15 protein-coding genes are annotated in these 17,818 nt (G+C 59.6%); 5 read left to right on the top strand and 10 right to left on the bottom strand.

The window, feature by feature from the left end:
* Positions 1 to 25 precede the first annotated feature (25 nt).
* Complete coding sequence (locus JD971_RS14950) at positions 26 to 2,728, top strand: conjugal transfer protein TraG N-terminal domain-containing protein (RefSeq protein WP_202084617.1); 2,703 nt, start codon at positions 26 to 28, stop codon at positions 2,726 to 2,728.
* Positions 2,729 to 2,738: 10 nt separating this feature from the next.
* Here the strand turns inward: JD971_RS14950 and JD971_RS14945 are convergent, their stop codons facing one another.
* The 6 genes from JD971_RS14945 to JD971_RS14920 all read right to left on the bottom strand — a co-directional run bounded on the left by JD971_RS14945 (position 2,739) and on the right by JD971_RS14920 (position 9,405).
* A complete protein-coding gene (locus tag JD971_RS14945) occupies positions 2,739 to 2,972 on the bottom strand; it encodes a hypothetical protein (RefSeq protein ID WP_371809665.1) in 234 nt (77 codons plus the stop codon).
* Positions 2,973 to 3,059: 87 nt separating this feature from the next.
* Positions 3,060 to 4,343, bottom strand: coding sequence for an McrC family protein (locus JD971_RS14940; RefSeq protein WP_236672129.1), 1,284 nt, complete (start codon positions 4,341 to 4,343; stop codon positions 3,060 to 3,062).
* A 24-nt stretch (positions 4,344 to 4,367) separates the two neighbouring features.
* Entirely contained in the window at positions 4,368 to 5,267 is a 900-nt protein-coding gene (locus tag JD971_RS14935; protein ID WP_236672128.1) for an AAA family ATPase, read from the bottom strand.
* A gap of 226 nt (positions 5,268 to 5,493) precedes the next feature.
* Positions 5,494 to 6,090, bottom strand: a complete 597-nt coding sequence (locus tag JD971_RS14930; RefSeq protein ID WP_202084611.1) for a hypothetical protein — start codon at positions 6,088 to 6,090, stop codon at positions 5,494 to 5,496.
* The gene (locus tag JD971_RS14925; RefSeq protein ID WP_202084609.1) at positions 6,083 to 8,314 is read right to left on the bottom strand and encodes an Eco57I restriction-modification methylase domain-containing protein; all 2,232 of its coding nucleotides are present in this window, start codon (positions 8,312 to 8,314) and stop codon (positions 6,083 to 6,085) included. Before JD971_RS14925 ends, JD971_RS14930 begins: the two co-directional genes overlap by 8 nt.
* Positions 8,311 to 9,405, bottom strand: coding sequence for a DNA adenine methylase (locus tag JD971_RS14920; RefSeq protein ID WP_202084606.1), 1,095 nt, complete (start codon positions 9,403 to 9,405; stop codon positions 8,311 to 8,313). Before JD971_RS14920 ends, JD971_RS14925 begins: the two co-directional genes overlap by 4 nt.
* 726 nt (positions 9,406 to 10,131) lie before the next feature.
* On the opposite strand from JD971_RS14920, the gene JD971_RS14915 reads away from it, so the two are divergent.
* The 4 genes from JD971_RS14915 to JD971_RS16690 are packed head-to-tail and all read left to right on the top strand — an operon-like array spanning position 10,132 to position 11,710.
* Positions 10,132 to 10,773: a S24 family peptidase gene (locus JD971_RS14915; protein ID WP_007688341.1), complete on the top strand. Its 642-nt coding sequence runs from the start codon at positions 10,132 to 10,134 to the stop codon at positions 10,771 to 10,773.
* Positions 10,774 to 10,785: 12 nt separating this feature from the next.
* Positions 10,786 to 11,211, top strand: coding sequence for a hypothetical protein (locus tag JD971_RS14910; RefSeq protein ID WP_202084604.1), 426 nt, complete (start codon positions 10,786 to 10,788; stop codon positions 11,209 to 11,211).
* Complete coding sequence (locus JD971_RS14905; RefSeq protein ID WP_202084602.1) at positions 11,208 to 11,513, top strand: DUF5818 domain-containing protein; 306 nt, start codon at positions 11,208 to 11,210, stop codon at positions 11,511 to 11,513. Before JD971_RS14910 ends, JD971_RS14905 begins: the two co-directional genes overlap by 4 nt.
* Positions 11,513 to 11,710, top strand: coding sequence for a hypothetical protein (locus JD971_RS16690; protein WP_236672127.1), 198 nt, complete (start codon positions 11,513 to 11,515; stop codon positions 11,708 to 11,710). The genes JD971_RS14905 and JD971_RS16690 overlap by 1 nt, the downstream gene beginning before the upstream one ends.
* A gap of 23 nt (positions 11,711 to 11,733) precedes the next feature.
* On the opposite strand, the gene JD971_RS14900 is transcribed toward JD971_RS16690, so the two are convergent.
* The 4 genes from JD971_RS14900 to JD971_RS14885 all read right to left on the bottom strand — a co-directional run bounded on the left by JD971_RS14900 (position 11,734) and on the right by JD971_RS14885 (position 17,727).
* Positions 11,734 to 11,973 carry a hypothetical protein gene (locus JD971_RS14900; RefSeq protein WP_202084600.1) on the bottom strand — a complete coding sequence of 80 codons (240 nt, stop codon included), beginning with the start codon at positions 11,971 to 11,973 and terminating at the stop codon, positions 11,734 to 11,736.
* 70 nt (positions 11,974 to 12,043) lie between these two features.
* On the bottom strand, positions 12,044 to 14,971 hold the full coding sequence (gene mobF / locus JD971_RS14895; protein ID WP_202084599.1) for a MobF family relaxase: 2,928 nt from the start codon (positions 14,969 to 14,971) through the stop codon (positions 12,044 to 12,046).
* A gap of 37 nt (positions 14,972 to 15,008) precedes the next feature.
* On the bottom strand, positions 15,009 to 17,405 hold the full coding sequence (locus JD971_RS14890) for a type IV secretion system DNA-binding domain-containing protein (protein ID WP_202084598.1): 2,397 nt from the start codon (positions 17,403 to 17,405) through the stop codon (positions 15,009 to 15,011).
* On the bottom strand, positions 17,395 to 17,727 hold the full coding sequence (locus JD971_RS14885; RefSeq protein WP_202084597.1) for a hypothetical protein: 333 nt from the start codon (positions 17,725 to 17,727) through the stop codon (positions 17,395 to 17,397). Before JD971_RS14885 ends, JD971_RS14890 begins: the two co-directional genes overlap by 11 nt.
* Positions 17,728 to 17,818 lie beyond the last annotated feature (91 nt).

Below are 17,818 nucleotides of genomic sequence, written 5' to 3'. Positions count from 1 at the left end.
ACCACATCCAGGCGGGACAACAGACATGGTCGAGATATTCACGGTCGGCGGCGGGGACTATCTGGTCAACGTCTTCCAGGCGGTCGCCGCCTGGACCGGCAACGGGGGCTACAAGAGCCTGCTCCAGGTGGTGATGGTAATGGGGCTGGGCTTGTCCGCCCTGACCCTCGCGTTCAATCAGGACTGGCGCGCCTGGATCAACTGGTTCCTCGGCGCAACGCTCATCTACTCCTGCCTCATGGTGCCGCGGCTCGATGTCCATGTGACCGACCGGCTCAACCCGAGCCTTGCCCCGGCCAATGTCAGCAACGTGCCGTTGGGTCTTGCGTTGATGGCGAGCTTTACCAGCCAGGTCGGCGACTATCTGACGGGCTCGGCAGAAGTTGTGTTCGGCCTGCCCGGCGATCTCAACTATTCTAAGAACGGCATGATCTACGGCGCCCGGCTCTACGATGCGACCCGGTCCTTGCGGATTTCCGATCCGGAGTTTGCTGCCAATCTCGACGAGCATTTCCGGCAATGCGTGTTCTACGACGTTCTGCTCGGCCGCTACTCGATGAAGGAGCTGGCGGAAACCGGCGACATCTGGGCGACGATCGCGCCGGGCAGTCAGGCGCGCGCGCAGCGGTTCCTGACCCGGGATGCCACTTCAGGCCAGGTGAGCTCGAACATCGTGACCTGCCGCGAGGCCTATGACACGCTCAATGCGCAGTGGGCTGGCCTCGTCGATGCGATGGGATCGGTGTTTGGCCGTCAACTTTACCCCAACCAGACGGCCGCGCTCGCCAAGGCGAAGCTCTTTGCCGACCTGCCGGTGGCCTATCAGTACCTGACCGGCGTCTCGGCCAACGCGACCGAAATCTTCAAGCAGACGCTGACAATCAACGCGATGAGCCAGGCCATGCATTCAATGTCCGGCACCAGCGGCGCGGGCAATGTCGACGTCTACGCCCAGACCCGCGCCGACATTCAGACCGAGCGGACCTATGGCTCGATTGCGAGCAACGCGATGAAGTGGGTCCCGCTCCTGAACGTCGTGCTGACCGTGCTGTTCTACGCCCTCTTCCCGGTCCTGTTTCCCCTGTTCCTGCTTCCCAAGACCGGGCCTGTCGCACTCAAGGGCTACGTGACGGGCTTCTTCTATCTCGCGGCCTGGGGACCCCTGTTCGTGATCCTCCACATGATGCTGATGTACAAGGGCGCGGCTGACATGAGCGCGGTCACGGGCAGCAACGGCCTCAGCCTGGCGAGCTTTACCGGCATGGCCGACGTCAACAGCGATATCGGTCTGCTGGCAGGCTATCTCATCGCATCGGTGCCGTTCTTGGCAGGGGGTGTGGCCAAGGGCGCCATGGCGATTTCCCACCATGCCACGAGCTACCTCAACCCGAGCCAGAACGCGGTCGAGGAAGCTGCCCGGGAGGCGAGCACCGGCAATGTCTCGCTCGGCAACACCAGCTTCGAAAACTCGAGCGTCCTCACCCGCCAGTTTGCACAAGGCACGATCGCGCCGAGCTTCACGTACGGCGCGCCGCAGACTCGGACCTTCAGCGACACCGGGGCAATGACCACGAGCTTTCCGGACGGCAGCTACGACCAGATCCCGAATTCCAGCTATCCCTTCACGCCGACGCTGGGCCAGGAGTTCACGGCGCGCCTTTCGACGATGGCATCGCAGGCCCGCGCCAACAGCGAGACCTATGCGAATGTCGCGACGGAATCGACGACTAGCGCCGTGACGAAGTTCCGCGAACTCAGGGACCAGTTCAGCCGAGGCGCATCCTTCGAGAGCGCGACCGGCACCTCGAATTCGGACAGCATCCAGACCGCATTCAGCGAGGTCGATCAGGCATCGACCAGTCTGCAGCGACAATTCGGGCTGTCGCGCAGGGCCGCCGATGACATCTCTACCGCCTGGTTCCTGGGTGGCGAGGCCGGCGCCAAAGCGGGCATTTCAAATGGAGTAGCTTCGGCCAACGTCGGCCTGAAGGGCGGTGGGACACGCACATGGACCGACAGCGACATCGGCATCGCGTCCGAAGACCGTTCCCGGATCTTTGGGAGCCTGTCCCAGATGTCTGACAGCCGCAATTGGTCGAGCACCCGCGATGGGTTCATCCGCTCGGTCAGTACCTCATCAAGCTCGTCAATCTCGAGCACCGCGAGTGGCATGAGCGCATCGCTGACCGAAGCGCAGAGCTACAGCCGGGAGGCACGCCGAGCTGAGGAGCTCGCCAACCGGCTCGAAAGCCAGGCGTCATTCTTCGAAGGAAACAGCGCTGCAGGCAGCCTCAATCTGTCGCAGGCCTACCGAGAATGGGGTCTGGCCGAGATCGAGAGCAACCGCGATTTCTACGGCACTGCGCGGTTCGACGACGTCACTTTCCAGCTCAGCCCGGAAGGCCAAGCATTGCAGGCAAAGTTCATTGAAAGCTATGCAGAGCGACTTCGCGACGGAATCGACGATCGTCTCGTACTCGCCCCCGGACTGCCCGTATCCCGAACGGCTATCTTAAGCGCAGGCTCAGTGCGCGGCCGGGCACAGACCGGCGGCGGGGGCTCCGGTTCAGTGCCTCGCGTAGGTGCCGGCGATCTTCATGAAGAGGTGCAAAGGGCTCAGGCGGCTGGTCGCCAAAAGATTACCGGCTCTAGGGGACGTCTGGACGCGATCACCGAGGGAGCCCAAGGTGCAAGTGCAGAAGCAGCGGATGATGTGAAGGAGTGGTGACCTGCAACGGTCACCACAGTCCGAAAGACGCGCCAGCCAAGTACGAAAAACCAGCCGCAATGACGACTAGGACCGCTATCGTCAGACTGCGCGCCCAGGGGTCGGCCCAAGACTTCTTGATCCGATACTCCATCAAGCTGTTGTCGCGGATTGCCTGATCAATTTCAGACAGTCCTTCCCACTTGAGAGATCCGGGCGTCTGGGCGCTTTCAGTCTCTAGGTTCGCCATAATCGCATCCGTCACGTTTCTCATTGGAACATAGGGGAAACGCACCAGCTGGGCTAGGACAATTTGACGGACGCCTGAAGACTCGTACTCATATACTCTGTTTTAAAGGAATAGTCCGGCAATGCCTGCAGACACGTTGACAGAGAACTCCCGTAGGGCTCCCTTTCTGGAGATAAATCTACCTTCGATCTCTATACCCACAATGTGCACGTCATCAACCAAGGCCCGTTCGAAAACAACGCATGTGCCAACAGGTCGAGGTGGTTCGTTTGGCTGAGCGGGATAAGCGAGCACCACAAGGTTACAGCCCGTGGCTCGCGAGAACGCCAGAGATTCGTAGATATCAGCCTCGCTAATACGAAGCTGGCTCTTTTCTACGTGACCTTTATATTTGGCGTCCAATAGCATGGTAGGCCTAGAACCATCAGCCAAAAGCACGCAGTCAGGATAAACTGATAGTTTGCTCACTTTGCCTGTGCTGAAATTGGTCTTAGTGCCTAGTTGGAAGCCCTTTTGCGGCATAACAGCTGAACGACCAAAGCCCATTCGCGTTGCCAGCGTCAACAGGTCCTCCCAAACACGCCAAGTGCTGACGAGATAGCCAGGGGCATGTGCGCTGCCTTGCTTGTAGCTAATTCCAAGGCCTCCAAGCACGTCGACTGAGAGCTCGTGCAGCGGCTTCCAGGCCCGGTGCCTTGCTGGAATCGGCTTTCGGCGATTGCTTGGAGTGTTCTGTGGGGACAAATCTTCAATCAGTCGCACCAAAGCGCTGACAACTGATGGGTCGCTCACCTCGGGCAGTAGCTCTCTAGCGGCGGCCACAATGTCGGCGTTCCACCCGTTGCGCCGATCAAAGCGGGTTAGCTCCTGTTCGAAACCATCAGGCGAAGGAAAAATGAGGTCCAATGGATCTGGATCCCCATCAATAAAGAAGTCAGCCTCCTTGACCCTGCGGTAACTGCGGAGAGGTCTTCGCTTCCGCGAATCGTACATGCTCGTGATCGATCTGGCCACCAAAGTGGAAAGGTCACGAGGTGCGCCACTTGCAGCTGACAAGCGCTCTGTGGCCAACCGGAAGCCATGCCGGGAAAGTGTGGAGAGAAAGAAAAAGTCCTCTCGCCAAGCAGAGTCGGCTTCATCAAGCCCCAAGAATTTCGGTGCCACTTCCAATTCGACAGAGGGGGCCAAGCGGATGAGACCTGCAAAGTCGATGGCTCGCGCACCCTTACCATCCACACTGATTGGGTTGTAATTTAACCCAAGGCTTGAAGCAGCGCGGGCACCTGCGTCAGTCAGCAGGCTGTTCGCTTTGGTGCGATCCACGCCGACAGATGCTGCGATCTCATGACTCAGATCGACTGGTGAGCCATATTCTACAAGCGACAACCGAATGCGAGTGTGCGCCAAACGCTACCCCCTCGCAAAGGCCCTGAGGGCCGCATAGATGTTTTCCTCGTTGAAGTTTGTAGGGCCTTCAAGCCGGAACCGCAGGTCGTCGGCAAAAGTTGTCTCGCTGAATTTAAAGGGATTGAAGAGCGGGCCATCCAACGCGTTGAGGGTGGCAGCAATTCCTCGGGTATCGCCGAAGAATACCTCTTCGATGTGGGCCCGCACTTTGGCCCATCCAACACAAAGCATCCCCAAAGCTTCGTTCAAAGACAGTGCCTGAGGCTTCACGTCCGACATGAGTACGCCATGGCCGATCTGGAACTCAGGGCCTCTGCCGAGGGCGATTTGCTCGTTGACAGCGACCCACGCTCTTACTGAAGCTTCCAAAGCATCAGCCGAGTTGACAGGTTCCTCGGGCAGCGCATGTGCGCCCTTCGCTCCAAGGCCGTAGTAGGCTCTCAAAGTTTTTTCATCGGGTTCCAGCCGCAACGGCTCCCAACGGCGCAAAAACGCTACATCGAGAGGCTCAACAGAGGCGTCTGCCTGGTTCATCGCTGCCAAGATGTATAGGTCGTGGGGCAAAGCGTACTCAATCACATCGCCGCTGACTGGATCAAGGATCTCAAAAAACTGGGTTTCGGCCCGCCTAGAGCCATCAGCGGCCAATCGTTTGTCAGATTCGATGGCCACAATGGCGCCACCAAATACTTGCACAGCAGGCCCTCGATTGATCTCATCGATGATTAAGAGCGCAGCCCCATTGGCAACCTTGGCATGTTCGCTAGCTCGATATAAAGTACCTTTAACGATTACGAAATCTGGACTTCCTGCAGTCTTATTAACTGCCGGCGTGATGCCAGAAACAAAATCGCGGTATTTAGAGTTCTGGTGAAATACTGTTCGAAAAACCTTTCGGTTCATCTTGGTGGGAGCCGGAATTTCATGGGCAGTCCCACCTGCCGCAGGTGGGATGGGGATGCCTCCAACAGGGTTGTGTTGAGGCGGCCCCCCTGCAGGGGCTAAGCCAAAGGCTGTCTCAAAGGCCAGCGCAACTTCTGCCAAGAGCCTCGATTTACCAGTTCCCGGCGCGCCTGACACCAGTACGTTTCGCGAGCGCGCGAGAAGCTTTAAGGCCTGCCGGCAATCATCACTTGCCATTGCAGTAACGACCCGCATTAGTGAAATCCCTGTATCCGATTACGGCACGGTTACTGGGACGCACGGCGTCCAAGCAGTCCAAGATTTCTTTAGCCACCACGGGGTCCCAAACCCCCGGCGTGCGGAGCGTCTTTTCCTCAGCATAATAAGGCCATACTGATCCGTCAGTTAGCTGGATCAACAACAGCAAAACCCGGTTGCCAGCGCCCCCACTGGGGACACGGCTGGTATCGAAGCAGCCATACTCATGTACTCGAGCGATGCGCCCTTCCGAGGGGCGCACATCGGTTGGCGGTTCAAAAAATGAGTCTTTGCCGACAACCTGGTTGCTAACATTATGCCAGAAGAACTTCCCCTGGAACACGTCAATCTGAATTACAGATCCATTACGTTTCCGATTTTCTTTGATCGTGTTTGGAAACATCCGCTTGATGACTGGCAAAAGCAAATCGTACGAGCCAAACCTAAAATCGCGAGCGCCGCCACCTGTATCGGCATCATTTGATTGAGCGAGGATCTTCCTGAGGTCTCCAGGAACAATTTCTTTGTACAGAATACGGGCCACTTGGTAAGCGTTGCTAGCCATGACTTTGGCTTCCCCCTTCTTCAATCTCTTCTCCGCCCAAGGCGAGTTCCGATGGGACGTAAGCCAGGGCGCCAAGCGCTTTTGCCTCTGCCGCACGACGAGCCCAAACTGTAGACCTCCCCCCTGCGCGCTTTGCCACGGCTACCAACGCGCTGTCTCGTGTGATCGTCGATCTGGCCTCGCCCTTTAGTGGAATTTGGCCTCGATCCAAAATTGGAAAGTCTTGCAGTACCAATTCCATGTCCTTCAGATCTAACCCATAGGCTACGGCCACTTCAGCATCAATTTCCCCGCGAAGCTGGGCCATGCGTTCATACGTCTCGCGCGAAGCTCCAGCGTTGTCGATCGTTCGTAGTTCGCGGGCTGCGCTTGCCAGCTTTTTCCACGGCAAGCCCTCTATGGCTAGCCTCGGCAGCGGCACACTTTGCAGCAGGAAGTAATTCACGGTGGTTGTGAGCACGCGCCTCAACATCCAATCGAAGACAAAGCTGTTGGCTATTGCTGTCCAGACCAACAGCCTATCTTCGGTAGGGTCATCAGGAAAAAGGATCGTGGGGACCTTGTTGCCGCAGACCACGCCGGGAGGAATCAAGGCGGCCATCAGCGAACGTTCATTGGTTTGACCCGCAACGTCACAAAAGCCCACCCGCACCAAATCCGTCCTATACTGGCTTGCCTTGGGCATATCCGAGCGGCGAATCCAAAACTGTGGTGAGATCTGTGAGCCGCCAATGGGGTAGGCGTCCCACACAGCCCTACGGCCTGTGCCCGACACATGCCCTTTCACACCAAATCGATGAGCCTGGACCATGCGCCCCTCAATCAGTGGCATGGCTCCAGAACCTGCATGACTCAGAAATTTCGATCGCTCTTTAGTCATATCGACTTCGCGGCAGAACTTTGGCGCCCAGCCAAAGCCCGGTTCATCCCACGGAATGCCTGCCTCTACGATCTTGCAGAAGAGCTTCCATTCGGCAACGCTGCGCACCTCAGGCAAACTTAGATCAGCCCTTACAGAAGCCAAGGCAGTGCGGCCGATCGTTGCTGCTCCTGTCGTTTCCAAGCCATTCGCTGTGCCGCGTTCGTGCAAGAGCTGGATAGGCTCACGCTTGCATTTGGCTGAGCCAGCCTTGACCAGAGCGACCGCGAGAAACTTGAAGCGTGTATCGATCGCAAAGAACCGAGCGCGATTGTCGATGATCGACATGGACACGCTCTGGCTCGCATTGATGATCTTCTGGCGTATGGCCTGGGTGCCTTGGGAGCGAATTAGACCACCGGGCACGAGTGCAGCTACGATCCCCTTCGGTTTGCAGAGCTCAAAAAAGAGGTCGGTGAAGGCAATATAAAGATCGGGTTCGCCGTTACCTAAATCGGGATAGCGCTCGAGCAGGACACGTGAATAACTCGCAACTTCGTCGCGGTCTTGGGCGAAGCGCTGTTCGTCGATTTCATGAATTTGGGCTCCGTAGTGACGCTGGGTGCCTGAAGATTTTAGGAACTCATGCCGAGACAGTTTAACCTTCTCCCAAGGGGGATTGCCGATCACGGCATCGAAGCCATCAGGAGACATGGACGCCCAGATTTTGCGATCCGCAATTAGGCTGTCGCCGCAATACCAACGTGCTCTCATGGCTTTGAGGACGGCGACATCATCGGTAAAGGACGCCAGGCTCAGTAGGGCGGCCCGCAACGAGTTGGCCGACAAGTCAGCTGCGTTGACACCGCGGGCTAGCCACTCAGCCGCTTTAGCCCGATCTAGGCCGCACACCGCGTGGGTCAGAGCAGCCAACAGAATACCCGCGCCGCAGGCCGGATCGATCACCCGGCTTTCATGAGTCAGTTTTGGCGCTGCCAGCTGCGCCAGCCTCGTGGCTAGTCGGAAGTCTGTGTGATAGGCGCCGGTGTTCTTCCGGTTATGTTCATGCAAGGATTCCCTAGCAAGTGCGCTCAATGCAAGAGCGTGATGGATTGGCGATCGTTGGATTGCACTGGCGACGGGTGCGGCAAGCGCCATCAGCTCCCCAGGTCGCCTCTTGCTGCGAATGCCGAACGCCTCATGATACGATGCTAGGTCAAAGCCGCCAAAGCGAGCCGAAGCAGCTTCTAATACCTGCAGTCGGAGCTCAAAGCTGGCCATCCCATGCGCGCCGCCACAAGCTTCGGTAAGGGCTGCTTCTGCCGGAGCGAGGCACTCAGCTTCAAACGGCCGGGGAGCGCTCATACATAGTTCTCCACAAGAACCGATTTTGCGCCATTAAAGGCTCCGACCTCAAAACTACCCGATGCAACCTGAGGCTTCTCAATAATAACCAAAAACTCGTTTACATCCGATGCAGATTTGCTTGCCACTTTATTGGGGCGGTAACGACCTACTGATCCAAGTGGATGTATGGTGAACTTTCCAATTTTTGAGAGTTCCTCTTTCATACCATCCATGGATATGTGGCCTTCGCTACTATACGACAAAAGAACTTTTGAAGCCCTCAAGCTCTGCACCAAATGTGATAGAGTCTTAAGTGCACGGCTTTTGTAGCAAAAATCTGATGCTCGATCTTTCCACGGCCGCAGACCTGCTACGCCCTCGACCTCTGGCTCGTCTCCCAAAGCCACGGTTTCAAGAATGTGATAGTAACTGGCGTACTGGCGCTTTGTGTATGGTGGGTCGAGGTACACTAAGTCTTGGACCTCATTGCCTACGTCGAAAACATCGCCAACCGAGGCCTCAACGAGAACATTGTTAGATTTCAATTCCCGGCAGCGCATGTCGATCTTTCCTCGAGACTGACTCGTCCACTTGGAGAGAAAGCACCCGAAGGTCCCAGCGATATTTGCCACGCGATTGAGGGCGCCAAAGAGGTCAGCAATTAGCAGCCGCTCTTCGACTTCATTAATGTCACCGGCAGCTCGCCAGCATGCGATCAGGATCCGCATGGCGTCGATACGTGCAGCATTCTCTTCAGTGAAGTAACGCCGCTCGAGACCACAAGAGCCAAACGATGCCGGACTGTATGCACGCCACATGAAGCCAAACACAGGCTTTGCGGCATTGAGTTTAGCAATGGCACCCGAATAGCCGCCGAGTTTCTTGAACGTAGCTTGCTCACGGCTGATAAGTCGTGCCCCGGCGGAAATAACTGCCGAGTGTAAGCTGTCGTTTATCCGTACATTCCAACCTTGAGCAGATGCGGCCTCGGCTACTACACCGGTGCCGCAGAAGGCGTCTACAAAGAAGCCCCCAGCTTTAGGCTCCCCTATGTAATCGATGATTTGGTCGACCAGCCTCGATTTCGAGCCAATATAGCGAAAGGTCATTCTGCAGCCGCTCCAGCCTCTGACCTGCGGCTCGAACGCGTCGGTTTTGGTGCGGGGGTCATTATGGTTGTCGATCCAGGGGGTACGATCCCCTTGCTATCGCAGTAGTCACCCAGCAACACCTCTAGCATGTTCACCATGCTGCGCTGCTCATGATCCGCGGCTTCTTTCAAGGCCTGCTTGAATGTCGGGGAAACCCGGAGATTCAGGGTTTCGCTCTTGGTGTCAGTGAAACGCATGGCCTGCCCCGCAAATGTCTGTGCATTTGCGTTATTACACAAAAGGTAGACCGCCGGAACCCTTATTAGCTCCGTGATTAGCGATGGAGCGCGGCCAAGCCTACCCGTGGCGCGCTCACGAACACCTGTCCTCAACCTGTGTTGTTCTCATTTAACGCGAGCCTAACGGTTGCGAATGCATCGCACAGTCTGTCAGACTTCATCAATTGAGCTGATTGCATTTAGATACCTCTGCAACCGCTCTTCGGTGCGCCGACGAGGCCGCCGACCCGACTTCAGATCGGACACCAGCCTTGGGTCCCCAACTACCAACCTGCCGAAGGTGCTTGGCGACGTCTGGGTTCGCGCCAGATATGCCTCGATCTGCTCCAGTAGCTCCATCGCCCTCGACTCGCTTTAGGCTTGTGTTCTTGTTATGTTCTTACTAGGAATGCTTCCTAGAGTCTAGGATGGATTTTCCTAGATACCCGCGATAGGACTGGCAGTCATGGACGACGCACGAAGAGCACTGGATGAACTGATCCAGCAACGAGGAGTGAACTATTCCTCGGTTTCGCGTCTGCTGGGGCGCAATGCAGCGTACATCCAGCAGTATATTCGGCGCGGCAGCCCGCGTCAGCTGGACGAGCAGGATCGCTCGGTCCTGGCGCGATTTTTCGGAGTCGATGAGAAGGTTCTCGGAGCCCCTGCCCGCCGCTCAGGGCCGGTGGTCGAGCTCGTCCATGTGCCTTTGCTCAATGTCGAGGCATCAGCCGGCCACGGCGCTCTGGCCGAAATGGAAGCCAAGTCCGCGCAGTTCGGCTTCGACGAGAAGTGGCTGCGCCGACTGACCGCGAGCAAGGCATCGAGCCTCTCGATTATCGCGGTCCATGGGGACTCCATGGAGCCCACCCTCCACGATGGCGACGAGGTTATGGTCGATCTCGGGGATGGCCAGTCGCGGCTGAGAGACGGGATCTATGTCCTGCGGATGGACGACATGTTGAGCGTAAAGCGCATTGCCCTCGAACCGCAGGGCAAGCGCGCGTCGGTTCTGAGCGACAACCCTGCCTATCCAAGCTGGCGCGGCCTGGAGAAACGCACGCTCAACATCGTCGGACGGGTTCTCTGGTTCGGACGGGCGCTCTAAGGTGGCCTTCTGATGCTTGCCCGGCTTGCCGCTTCGATCGTCGCTTTCGGGCAGACCTTTACCTGCACGCCAACCCATGTCTGGGATGGCGATGGTCCCGTCTGGTGTGCGGAAGGCCCTCACCTTCGGATCGCCGGTATCGCTGCCCGGGAAATGGACGGCACCTGCCGCACCAATCAGCCCTGCCCAAATGCCACGGCAATCGAGGCGCGCGACGCCCTTGTACATCTGATGGGCGGCGCGAAGGGAACAATTTCGACCGGTCATGTGGTGGTCAGAGGTCCGCGGCTAACATGCCGCTCCGAGGGGTCCGCAGGCGGAAACAGGACCGCTGCCTGGTGCCGCCTGCCGTCAGGTGCCGATTTGTCATGCGCCATGATCAAGACCGGCACTGTCATGCGCTGGGATCGCTACTGGAAAGGCCCGGCTTGCCGGTGAGCAGCACCACACATCTAATCGGCATCGTTGAGCGGGCGGCTAACGGGCCGGTGCTGCAAACCGATGGTGGCGGGACCTGGGAGCTCGACAACACCCGCCAGGTACGCAAATTCATCGGCTCTCGCGTCGAAGTGGTCGGCGAGCGTTCGGGGTTCAACGGGTTTGTCTGTGACCAGATATGGTCGGTCGGACAGCCTCGACCGACTGCATTCAAACTCCGGCTCGAATTCATACTTGCCGCAGCCTTCGTCGCCTACGGTCTTTACGCGACGGTTGGCGGGGTCGTGAGCGCGCTCGGCTGATGCTGAGCGACTGGGAGCTCTGGGCCTGCGCAAACCATGTTCTACAGACCCATGGGGACAAGGCACCCGTGCACGTCGCCGAACAGATTGGGGCTCTCGCACTAGCTGGCGATGAGGCGGGCATTCGGACATGGCAGGCTATCGCCGAGCGGATTGTCCAGCTGAGCTCCAACGCCACGGACCGGCCACTGCAGTAAACCTCCTCGACAAGACTACCAGTTCATCCGATCGGCGACAGATCGCCCGGAAACAAACACGACTGCGCGGCCGGGCCGCCCTGGCTGTCGCCTTCGATGGTGAAGCCGCGCATGCGTTCGACCAGATGACGAGCAAGATCGACCCTGGCGCTGCGCTGAGCGCGCGGATCATCGGCATTGAGCCGGACGAGCGTGTGCTCCGGCGCAACAGCCAGCGCAACTTCGAGATGGGTAAGAAGGATATCGTCGGAGATTCGGGGCATGGGTCTATGAGAACAAATAAAGAACTTCGCGTCAACCGGCCATGCGCGGACGCATGGGGACAGCGGGACGCTAGATGCCGATCTCGAACGGCTTCGTGATCGAACGGTCAAGTTCTGGCGGCTTGCGTTCCGGTGCAGGAGCCACGCGATCTTTGGCCTGACCTTTGGATGCCGCATCGCGGAGGAGATCGACCGTTTCAAGCGCCGAGCGCTTCATGCCGGCATTGCGTTCGACCGCAGTTTCAAGCTTGCCAGCATTGTCGACATATAAGGTTAGGCCATCGCGCAGCCGCGTGACTGTCACCAGGAACGTCTGCTGATTGGCCAGATTGCGCTCGCGGCTGTCCATCACCGCAATGCCGCGATCGGAGGTCAGCCCCTGCGCCATATGGGCATTCAGCGCATAGGCAAGATCGAGACGTCGCAGCATCGGGTCGCCCTGCTCGAGCCTGTGCTCTGCGCCCAAGGATGTCTTCACCACGACAGTCCCTTTGTCGACTGCGATAATCCGGGCCTGGTCGGCATTGAGCAGGCCCCGCTGGTGATCCGTCTCGGTCCACCGGATCCTGTCGCCGGTGTAAATGTCGAGGGCGCGGACTTCGAACAGGCGTAGCGGATCCTGCTCACCTTGTAGCCGGATCTGACCAGGACGAAACTCGAACTGGCGGCCACGCGCGTTCTCCAGCGTGACCCGCTCGCGCGCCACATCGGTTCCGACCACACGGTATTCGCCTGCTGCAAGGCCCTGGCTGCGCTGACGCCGCGCGACATCGACCACCATGCCGGGCGCATAGGTGCTCGCATAGCGCAGCTCCTCGCGGGTTACATTGACGCGCGACAGGGTCTGGAGCCGCATGGTTTCAGGACCGAGCTCTCCGCTCGCCTTTAGGCCGGTCTGCACAGCATCGTTCACGGCGCTGCGAAGGGTTCGGCCTGAGGCATAGATCGCGGTTGCCTCGCGCTCGGCGGTCGAAAGCAACAGCCAGGCGGCGGCCGCTTCGATAGCAACGTCGTTCCCCACCTCGATCACCTGGGGTGCCAAATGGCGCATGGCGTCTTCGATGCGCCCTTCTTGCGCCGCCTTCTGTGCTTCTCGAAGGCCCTCTGTCCGTGCGCGGAGATTGGTGCTCATGACGGCCGTCTCAATCCCGGCTTGCTGCATCACATCGAACGGCTTTCCGGCATCGACGGCACCCAGTTGCTTGCGGTCGCCAATGCTGGCAAAGCGGCCGATCTCGAGCAGGTTGGCCAGCCGCACCAGCTTCTCCTTGTCGGCATTGCCGACCATCGAGGCCTCGTCGAGCAGCACGACGGTGCCGCGCATGTCGGCCCGCGCCTCGGCGAGACGGTCCGCATCGGGCCCTTCAAGGAGATCGCGGTGCCGGGCGAGGAACCGCGACACCGTCATCGATGGAATACCCGTGTCGCGCTCGAGCATCTGAACCAGCGTGTTCTGCACCGCGAGCCCAAGCACGCCCCTACCCTCCTCGCGCAGGATTTCAGCGACGGGTTTGAGGACCGTGCTCTTGCCTGCGCCCGCGACGCCCTGGATCGCGACGATGCGGTTGTTCGAGCCAAGCAGCAAACGCCCTGCCCCTTCCTGTCCGGCGTTCAAGGTCATGCCGTATTTGATCTGGGACAGGGCCTGCAGCCGGGACCCCGCAAGGTCGGGAGAAACAATCGCCGGCGCGGCGCCGCGCCCGTCTTCGACCCCGGCAATGATGCGCTGTTCGAGGCTTATAGCGTCGCGTGTCGTCAGCAGTTCCCGGTCAGCGCCCCTGCCCTTCTCCAGATGTCCCTGGCGAAGCAGCTGGTCGACGCGGTGCTCGATGTCAGCGAGCGAGGTTGGGAGCGCAAAGCTAAGCGCTGCACGGTAGATGTCGGCCCGGGTGAAAGCCGCCTCCCGCTCGCCCAGATGCCGCACAGCCGAGGCGACTGCATGAATTGCGGCGACCTGCTCGACACTGCGGTTGGTCAGCCGGGAAGGTATCAGCGGGTCACCTTCGCGCAGGCCAAGGCGCTCGGCAAAGGTGGTTGCGAGGGCCTGAACATTGCGGACAAGCGCGCGCATCGTTGGCCTCAAGCCGGTCACATTGCCAAGATCCTGCGCACTGCGAGCATTGGCTCTGGCAATCACCGTGGCTGGATCAAAGCCCAGCCTCGCGGACGCTTCCTGCCACTGCTGCGTCAGCGCATCGCGATCTTCGATCCGCCCCTTGTCGGCCCGGGTCATCAAGGTTGCAGCATCGAGCACGCCTGGCCCTGAGAAGTTCATCTGGGAGGCCGCTTCCAGGATTTCCGCTCGCCGGGAACTGAAGGAATCGCGGACCGCCTTGGGCACACCTACGGCCTCGAAAGTGCCATGCTTGCCGAACTCACCAACCTCGTAGCCGAGCTTCTCGACGCTCAGGCGAAATCGCGCCATCGTCATGGCATTGAGCAAGGTATTGTGCTGCCAGAGCTTGTCATTGCGCAGCGCCCGCCATTTGCCGTCGCCCCCTCGCGTCACATTGGCAATGACGGCATGAAAGTGCGCGTTGGGCTCCTGGTTGCGATTGGTGTCGTGCTGGAACAGCGCGATCGCAAGGTTGCCGGTCTGGACGGTACGCTCCTTTCCGCGAACCGCCATCCGGGTTTCGGCTAGGTTCTTTTCGGCCCAACGCAGGGTTTCCCGGACGGCCGACCCGTAGGCATCGAGGATCCGTTTGTCGCCGCCCACCAGAACCAGGACCGACCAGCTTTTCGGCATCGAAAAGGTGAGGTCGGTCCCCGCCCGGTGCGCCCGGTTGTCACTGCCCACGCGGCTACCATCGGGCAGCAGTCCCTTAAGGACCGCCTCGAATTGCCGTGCGTCTACGGAACCAGTAAGCCCGAGCGCGGCAGCGCCCTTCCCCAGCCATTCACCCGAGCGATCGGCATCCGCCCGCGTGTAGTAATTGTCGGCAGCGAAGTAGTTGGCCGCGCCGCCGGCGGTGCGGACATTGGCTACCGACAGCATCGATCGGTGCCCAACGCCAAGGCAGTTGGCGACATGCTCACATCTCCATGTCGCCAAGATCGGGACCAGTGATCGGCGGAGGCTCGTGCTCCCGCAAACCATCCTCGATCATCAGCTTGCGCGCGGTAGCATCACTCGAGCTTTGGCTCTTCGGGTTATCTGGCTTGCCCTGTTGCAGCCCTTCCGTTCCGGGCGTGCTGGCCTGAGGCGTGCCCTTAGGCGAAACCGACTGATCCCGCGCCGCTGCGGCTTCGCCTGTCGGGAGAAGTGGGCGGGCGGAAGGTCCAGCCTTTCGCGGCGGAGCATCAGTTCTGGTATTCGACCGGTCCGTCTTGGCCTTGCCCGCCTTGTCTTGCCCGGAACGAGTTGCCGGTTCTCGCTCCTTCGACGTCTTGCCGGGTGTGCGTTCCACTGCTCGCCCAAGATCCTTGGCAGGCGCGTGAGGCTCCTGTCTCGGCGCGGCTTTCGGTCCCTGATCCAGGGCCAGTTCTCCCTGCTTTGGAACGACCGGCTTGCCCGCTCCGTCATCGTTGGACGAGGGATGCTCGCTACCTGTTGGCGCTGCCTTCTGCTCGGCCTGCTCCGCCGCAGAATGGGGCACCGTGACCCTTGCCTTCGGGCTTTCCTTGACCCTGGCAATGAATGTCTCCGCCCGCTTGGGTCGGTCGACGGGCTTCAGCTTGATCGGTGCGGCGGGAAAGCCGTCGGGAAACTTGATGTACCCTGACAGGCGCGGCAGGTTCATCAGCTGGTCGGGCAGCAAGAGCGGCTCGATGTGCTTGCGCGGGGTGAGGCTGACCGCATCGCGCGCATTGTTGTAGCCGTAGGTGTAGCCCTCCTCCATGTCCCTGACCTGGCGATGGCCGATGAAGTCGGAACACCAGGTGGCCGTTTCGCGGTCGGCGGTTCCAAGGATCAGCTTGGTCCGGGCAAGCGATGCCAGCGTCATCGCCATGTTCTCGCCGTAGACCTCCTTGAGCTTGGCATAGGCGTGCAGGCCAAGAACAATCGCGCCGCCGAAATTGCGCGCCGTCTGCAAGCCTTTCTCGAGGGCCGGCAGGCGGTGCAATGCGCCGAGCTCATCGACGAAGAACCAGCACTTGAGATCGCGGGTGCGGGGCATCGTCATCAGCGTATTCATGGCCGTGTCGAGCCATAGCGTCAGCAGCTGCGCGCAGACGCTCATGTCGACATAGCGAGCCGAAATGAACAGGATCGAGCCCTGGTTCGGGGTGCTATCGGCCCCGTCCTCGATCCATTTGCGAACCGAGAAACTTGGACCGGCAGCCGGCAGCAGCTTGAGCGCCTTGGCGTTCACGTTGAAAACGGCGCGGATCGACTCTGCCATGCGGGCAGCCTCCGGCGCGGTTAGCGGATCGGCGATAGTACCGCGCATCATGGCATGAACGCGCGAGAGGTCCGCGGTCATCAGCTCACGCGCCAAGGCGTCGTTGGACGCCCTGCCCTCGGCCACAAGTTTGAGGCAGAATTCCACGAAAAGGGCTCGTGCAGCGATCACCCAGAACTGGGCTTCTCCGCCCCCGTCATGGGGGACGAGGGCGTCCGCCGCGGCCCAGAACTCGCCTTCAGAACGGCATTCGTCAAACAGGCTCCACTGGGGGCAACGCGCATCGAGCGGGTTGAGGATGATGTCGCAATGGGCCGCATGGAAGTGCTCGATAAAGGCGCCGGTCAAATCGAAGACCACACAGCGCTGGCCCTTGGCTCTGGCTTCCGCAATCATGTCGGAGATTGCCACGGTCTTGCCCATACCGGTGGTGCCAATGAGCATCGCATGGCTTTGTTCGAGCCGCCAGGGATAGGAGACCGTGGCGATGTGCGATGGCCGATAGGGAAAGACCCGGGCGATCTCTCGCGGCAGGCTGAGCCGCCATTTCCAGCCCAGCGCGGAATCGAGCTCACGGGTGCGCTCGCGCCGGTTGTGCGCGGTCAGTTCATCGACAAGCTCGGGGAGCGTGACGAGCATCGCGCCGCGCTCATGTTTGCGCTCCTTGGAGCGGCCACCGAACCGCTCGGCGAACCAGTAGAAGATGGCAAACGCAGGGACCAGCAGGAACCCGGAACGCCACAAGGCACTGGTCAGAAGCGCCATCAGCTTCTCCCACGCATGGGCCACCGGGGGGTAGCTTTCGAGCTGGGCAATCGGAAACTGGATGGTCGCGCCAAAGGCGGTTTTCAGGGTGACCTGTTTGGCGGTATCGAACTCCATGAAGCCGTAGATGGCAGCGTAGATCCGCATCCAGACGAGATAGACTTCGTGGTCGGTGAGCCCTGCCGAAATGGTCCACCAGGAGGTCCATGAGATCACGAGCACGGCGACAATCAATGGGCCCTTGAGACCCGCCGCGAACATGAAGCTGAAGTGTCCAAGCAGCTGGCTGCCACGCGTGAAGTTGACGAGATTACGCTTCATCGGAGCCTCCCTCGCCAGCTACCGTGGAAAGACCGAGTTCCTTGCATTTGCGCACGTAAGCCTGGTGCGCCCGACCGCGCAGCGCGTGGTCGGGGTGCCCTGCCAACAGCGCATCAACCCCGACCATGAGGAACACCGAGCGGCGGGAAATGCGCTCAATGGAAGCGTCGAGCCGCGAGGCAAGCTCGTCCTCGGTGCAGGCATTGGCGAGCAAGGTGCGAACCCACTCGCTCATGCTGATCCCCTTGGCCTTGGCAGCCTTGCGGATCAGCGAGCTAAGCTCGCTGGAGATGTAAACCTGGAGACAGATTGGCCGTGTCATGCACGGACTCCTTGTGGTCAGGAGCCCGATTCACACTGCGAAAGGCAGGATCGAAGCTAAGTCAGATTCAAGAACATGTCAAGAACATACA

This window comes from Croceicoccus sp. YJ47, from assembly GCF_016745095.1.
Lineage (GTDB): Bacteria > Pseudomonadota > Alphaproteobacteria > Sphingomonadales > Sphingomonadaceae > Croceicoccus.
This window is presented reverse-complemented; position numbering and strand designations above follow the sequence as displayed.

Bases quoted from the DNA above. Each gene is read 5' to 3' on its own strand.
- JD971_RS14950 (WP_202084617.1), top strand. From the start codon at position 26: ATGGTCGAGATATTCACGGTCGGCGGCGGGGACTATCTGGTCAACGTC.
- JD971_RS14935 (WP_236672128.1), bottom strand. From the start codon at position 5,267: ATGAACCGAAAGGTTTTTCGAACAGTATTTCACCAGAACTCTAAATAC.
- JD971_RS14930 (WP_202084611.1), bottom strand. From the start codon at position 6,090: ATGGCTAGCAACGCTTACCAAGTGGCCCGTATTCTGTACAAAGAAATT.
- JD971_RS14925 (WP_202084609.1), bottom strand. From the start codon at position 8,314: ATGAGCGCTCCCCGGCCGTTTGAAGCTGAGTGCCTCGCTCCGGCAGAA.
- JD971_RS14920 (WP_202084606.1), bottom strand. From the start codon at position 9,405: ATGACCTTTCGCTATATTGGCTCGAAATCGAGGCTGGTCGACCAAATC.
- JD971_RS14915 (WP_007688341.1), top strand. From the start codon at position 10,132: ATGGACGACGCACGAAGAGCACTGGATGAACTGATCCAGCAACGAGGA.
- JD971_RS14910 (WP_202084604.1), top strand. From the start codon at position 10,786: ATGCTTGCCCGGCTTGCCGCTTCGATCGTCGCTTTCGGGCAGACCTTT.
- JD971_RS16690 (WP_236672127.1), top strand. From the start codon at position 11,513: ATGCTGAGCGACTGGGAGCTCTGGGCCTGCGCAAACCATGTTCTACAG.
- JD971_RS14900 (WP_202084600.1), bottom strand. From the start codon at position 11,973: ATGCCCCGAATCTCCGACGATATCCTTCTTACCCATCTCGAAGTTGCG.
- mobF (WP_202084599.1), bottom strand. From the start codon at position 14,971: ATGCTGTCGGTAGCCAATGTCCGCACCGCCGGCGGCGCGGCCAACTAC.
- JD971_RS14890 (WP_202084598.1), bottom strand. From the start codon at position 17,405: ATGAAGCGTAATCTCGTCAACTTCACGCGTGGCAGCCAGCTGCTTGGA.
- JD971_RS14885 (WP_202084597.1), bottom strand. From the start codon at position 17,727: ATGACACGGCCAATCTGTCTCCAGGTTTACATCTCCAGCGAGCTTAGC.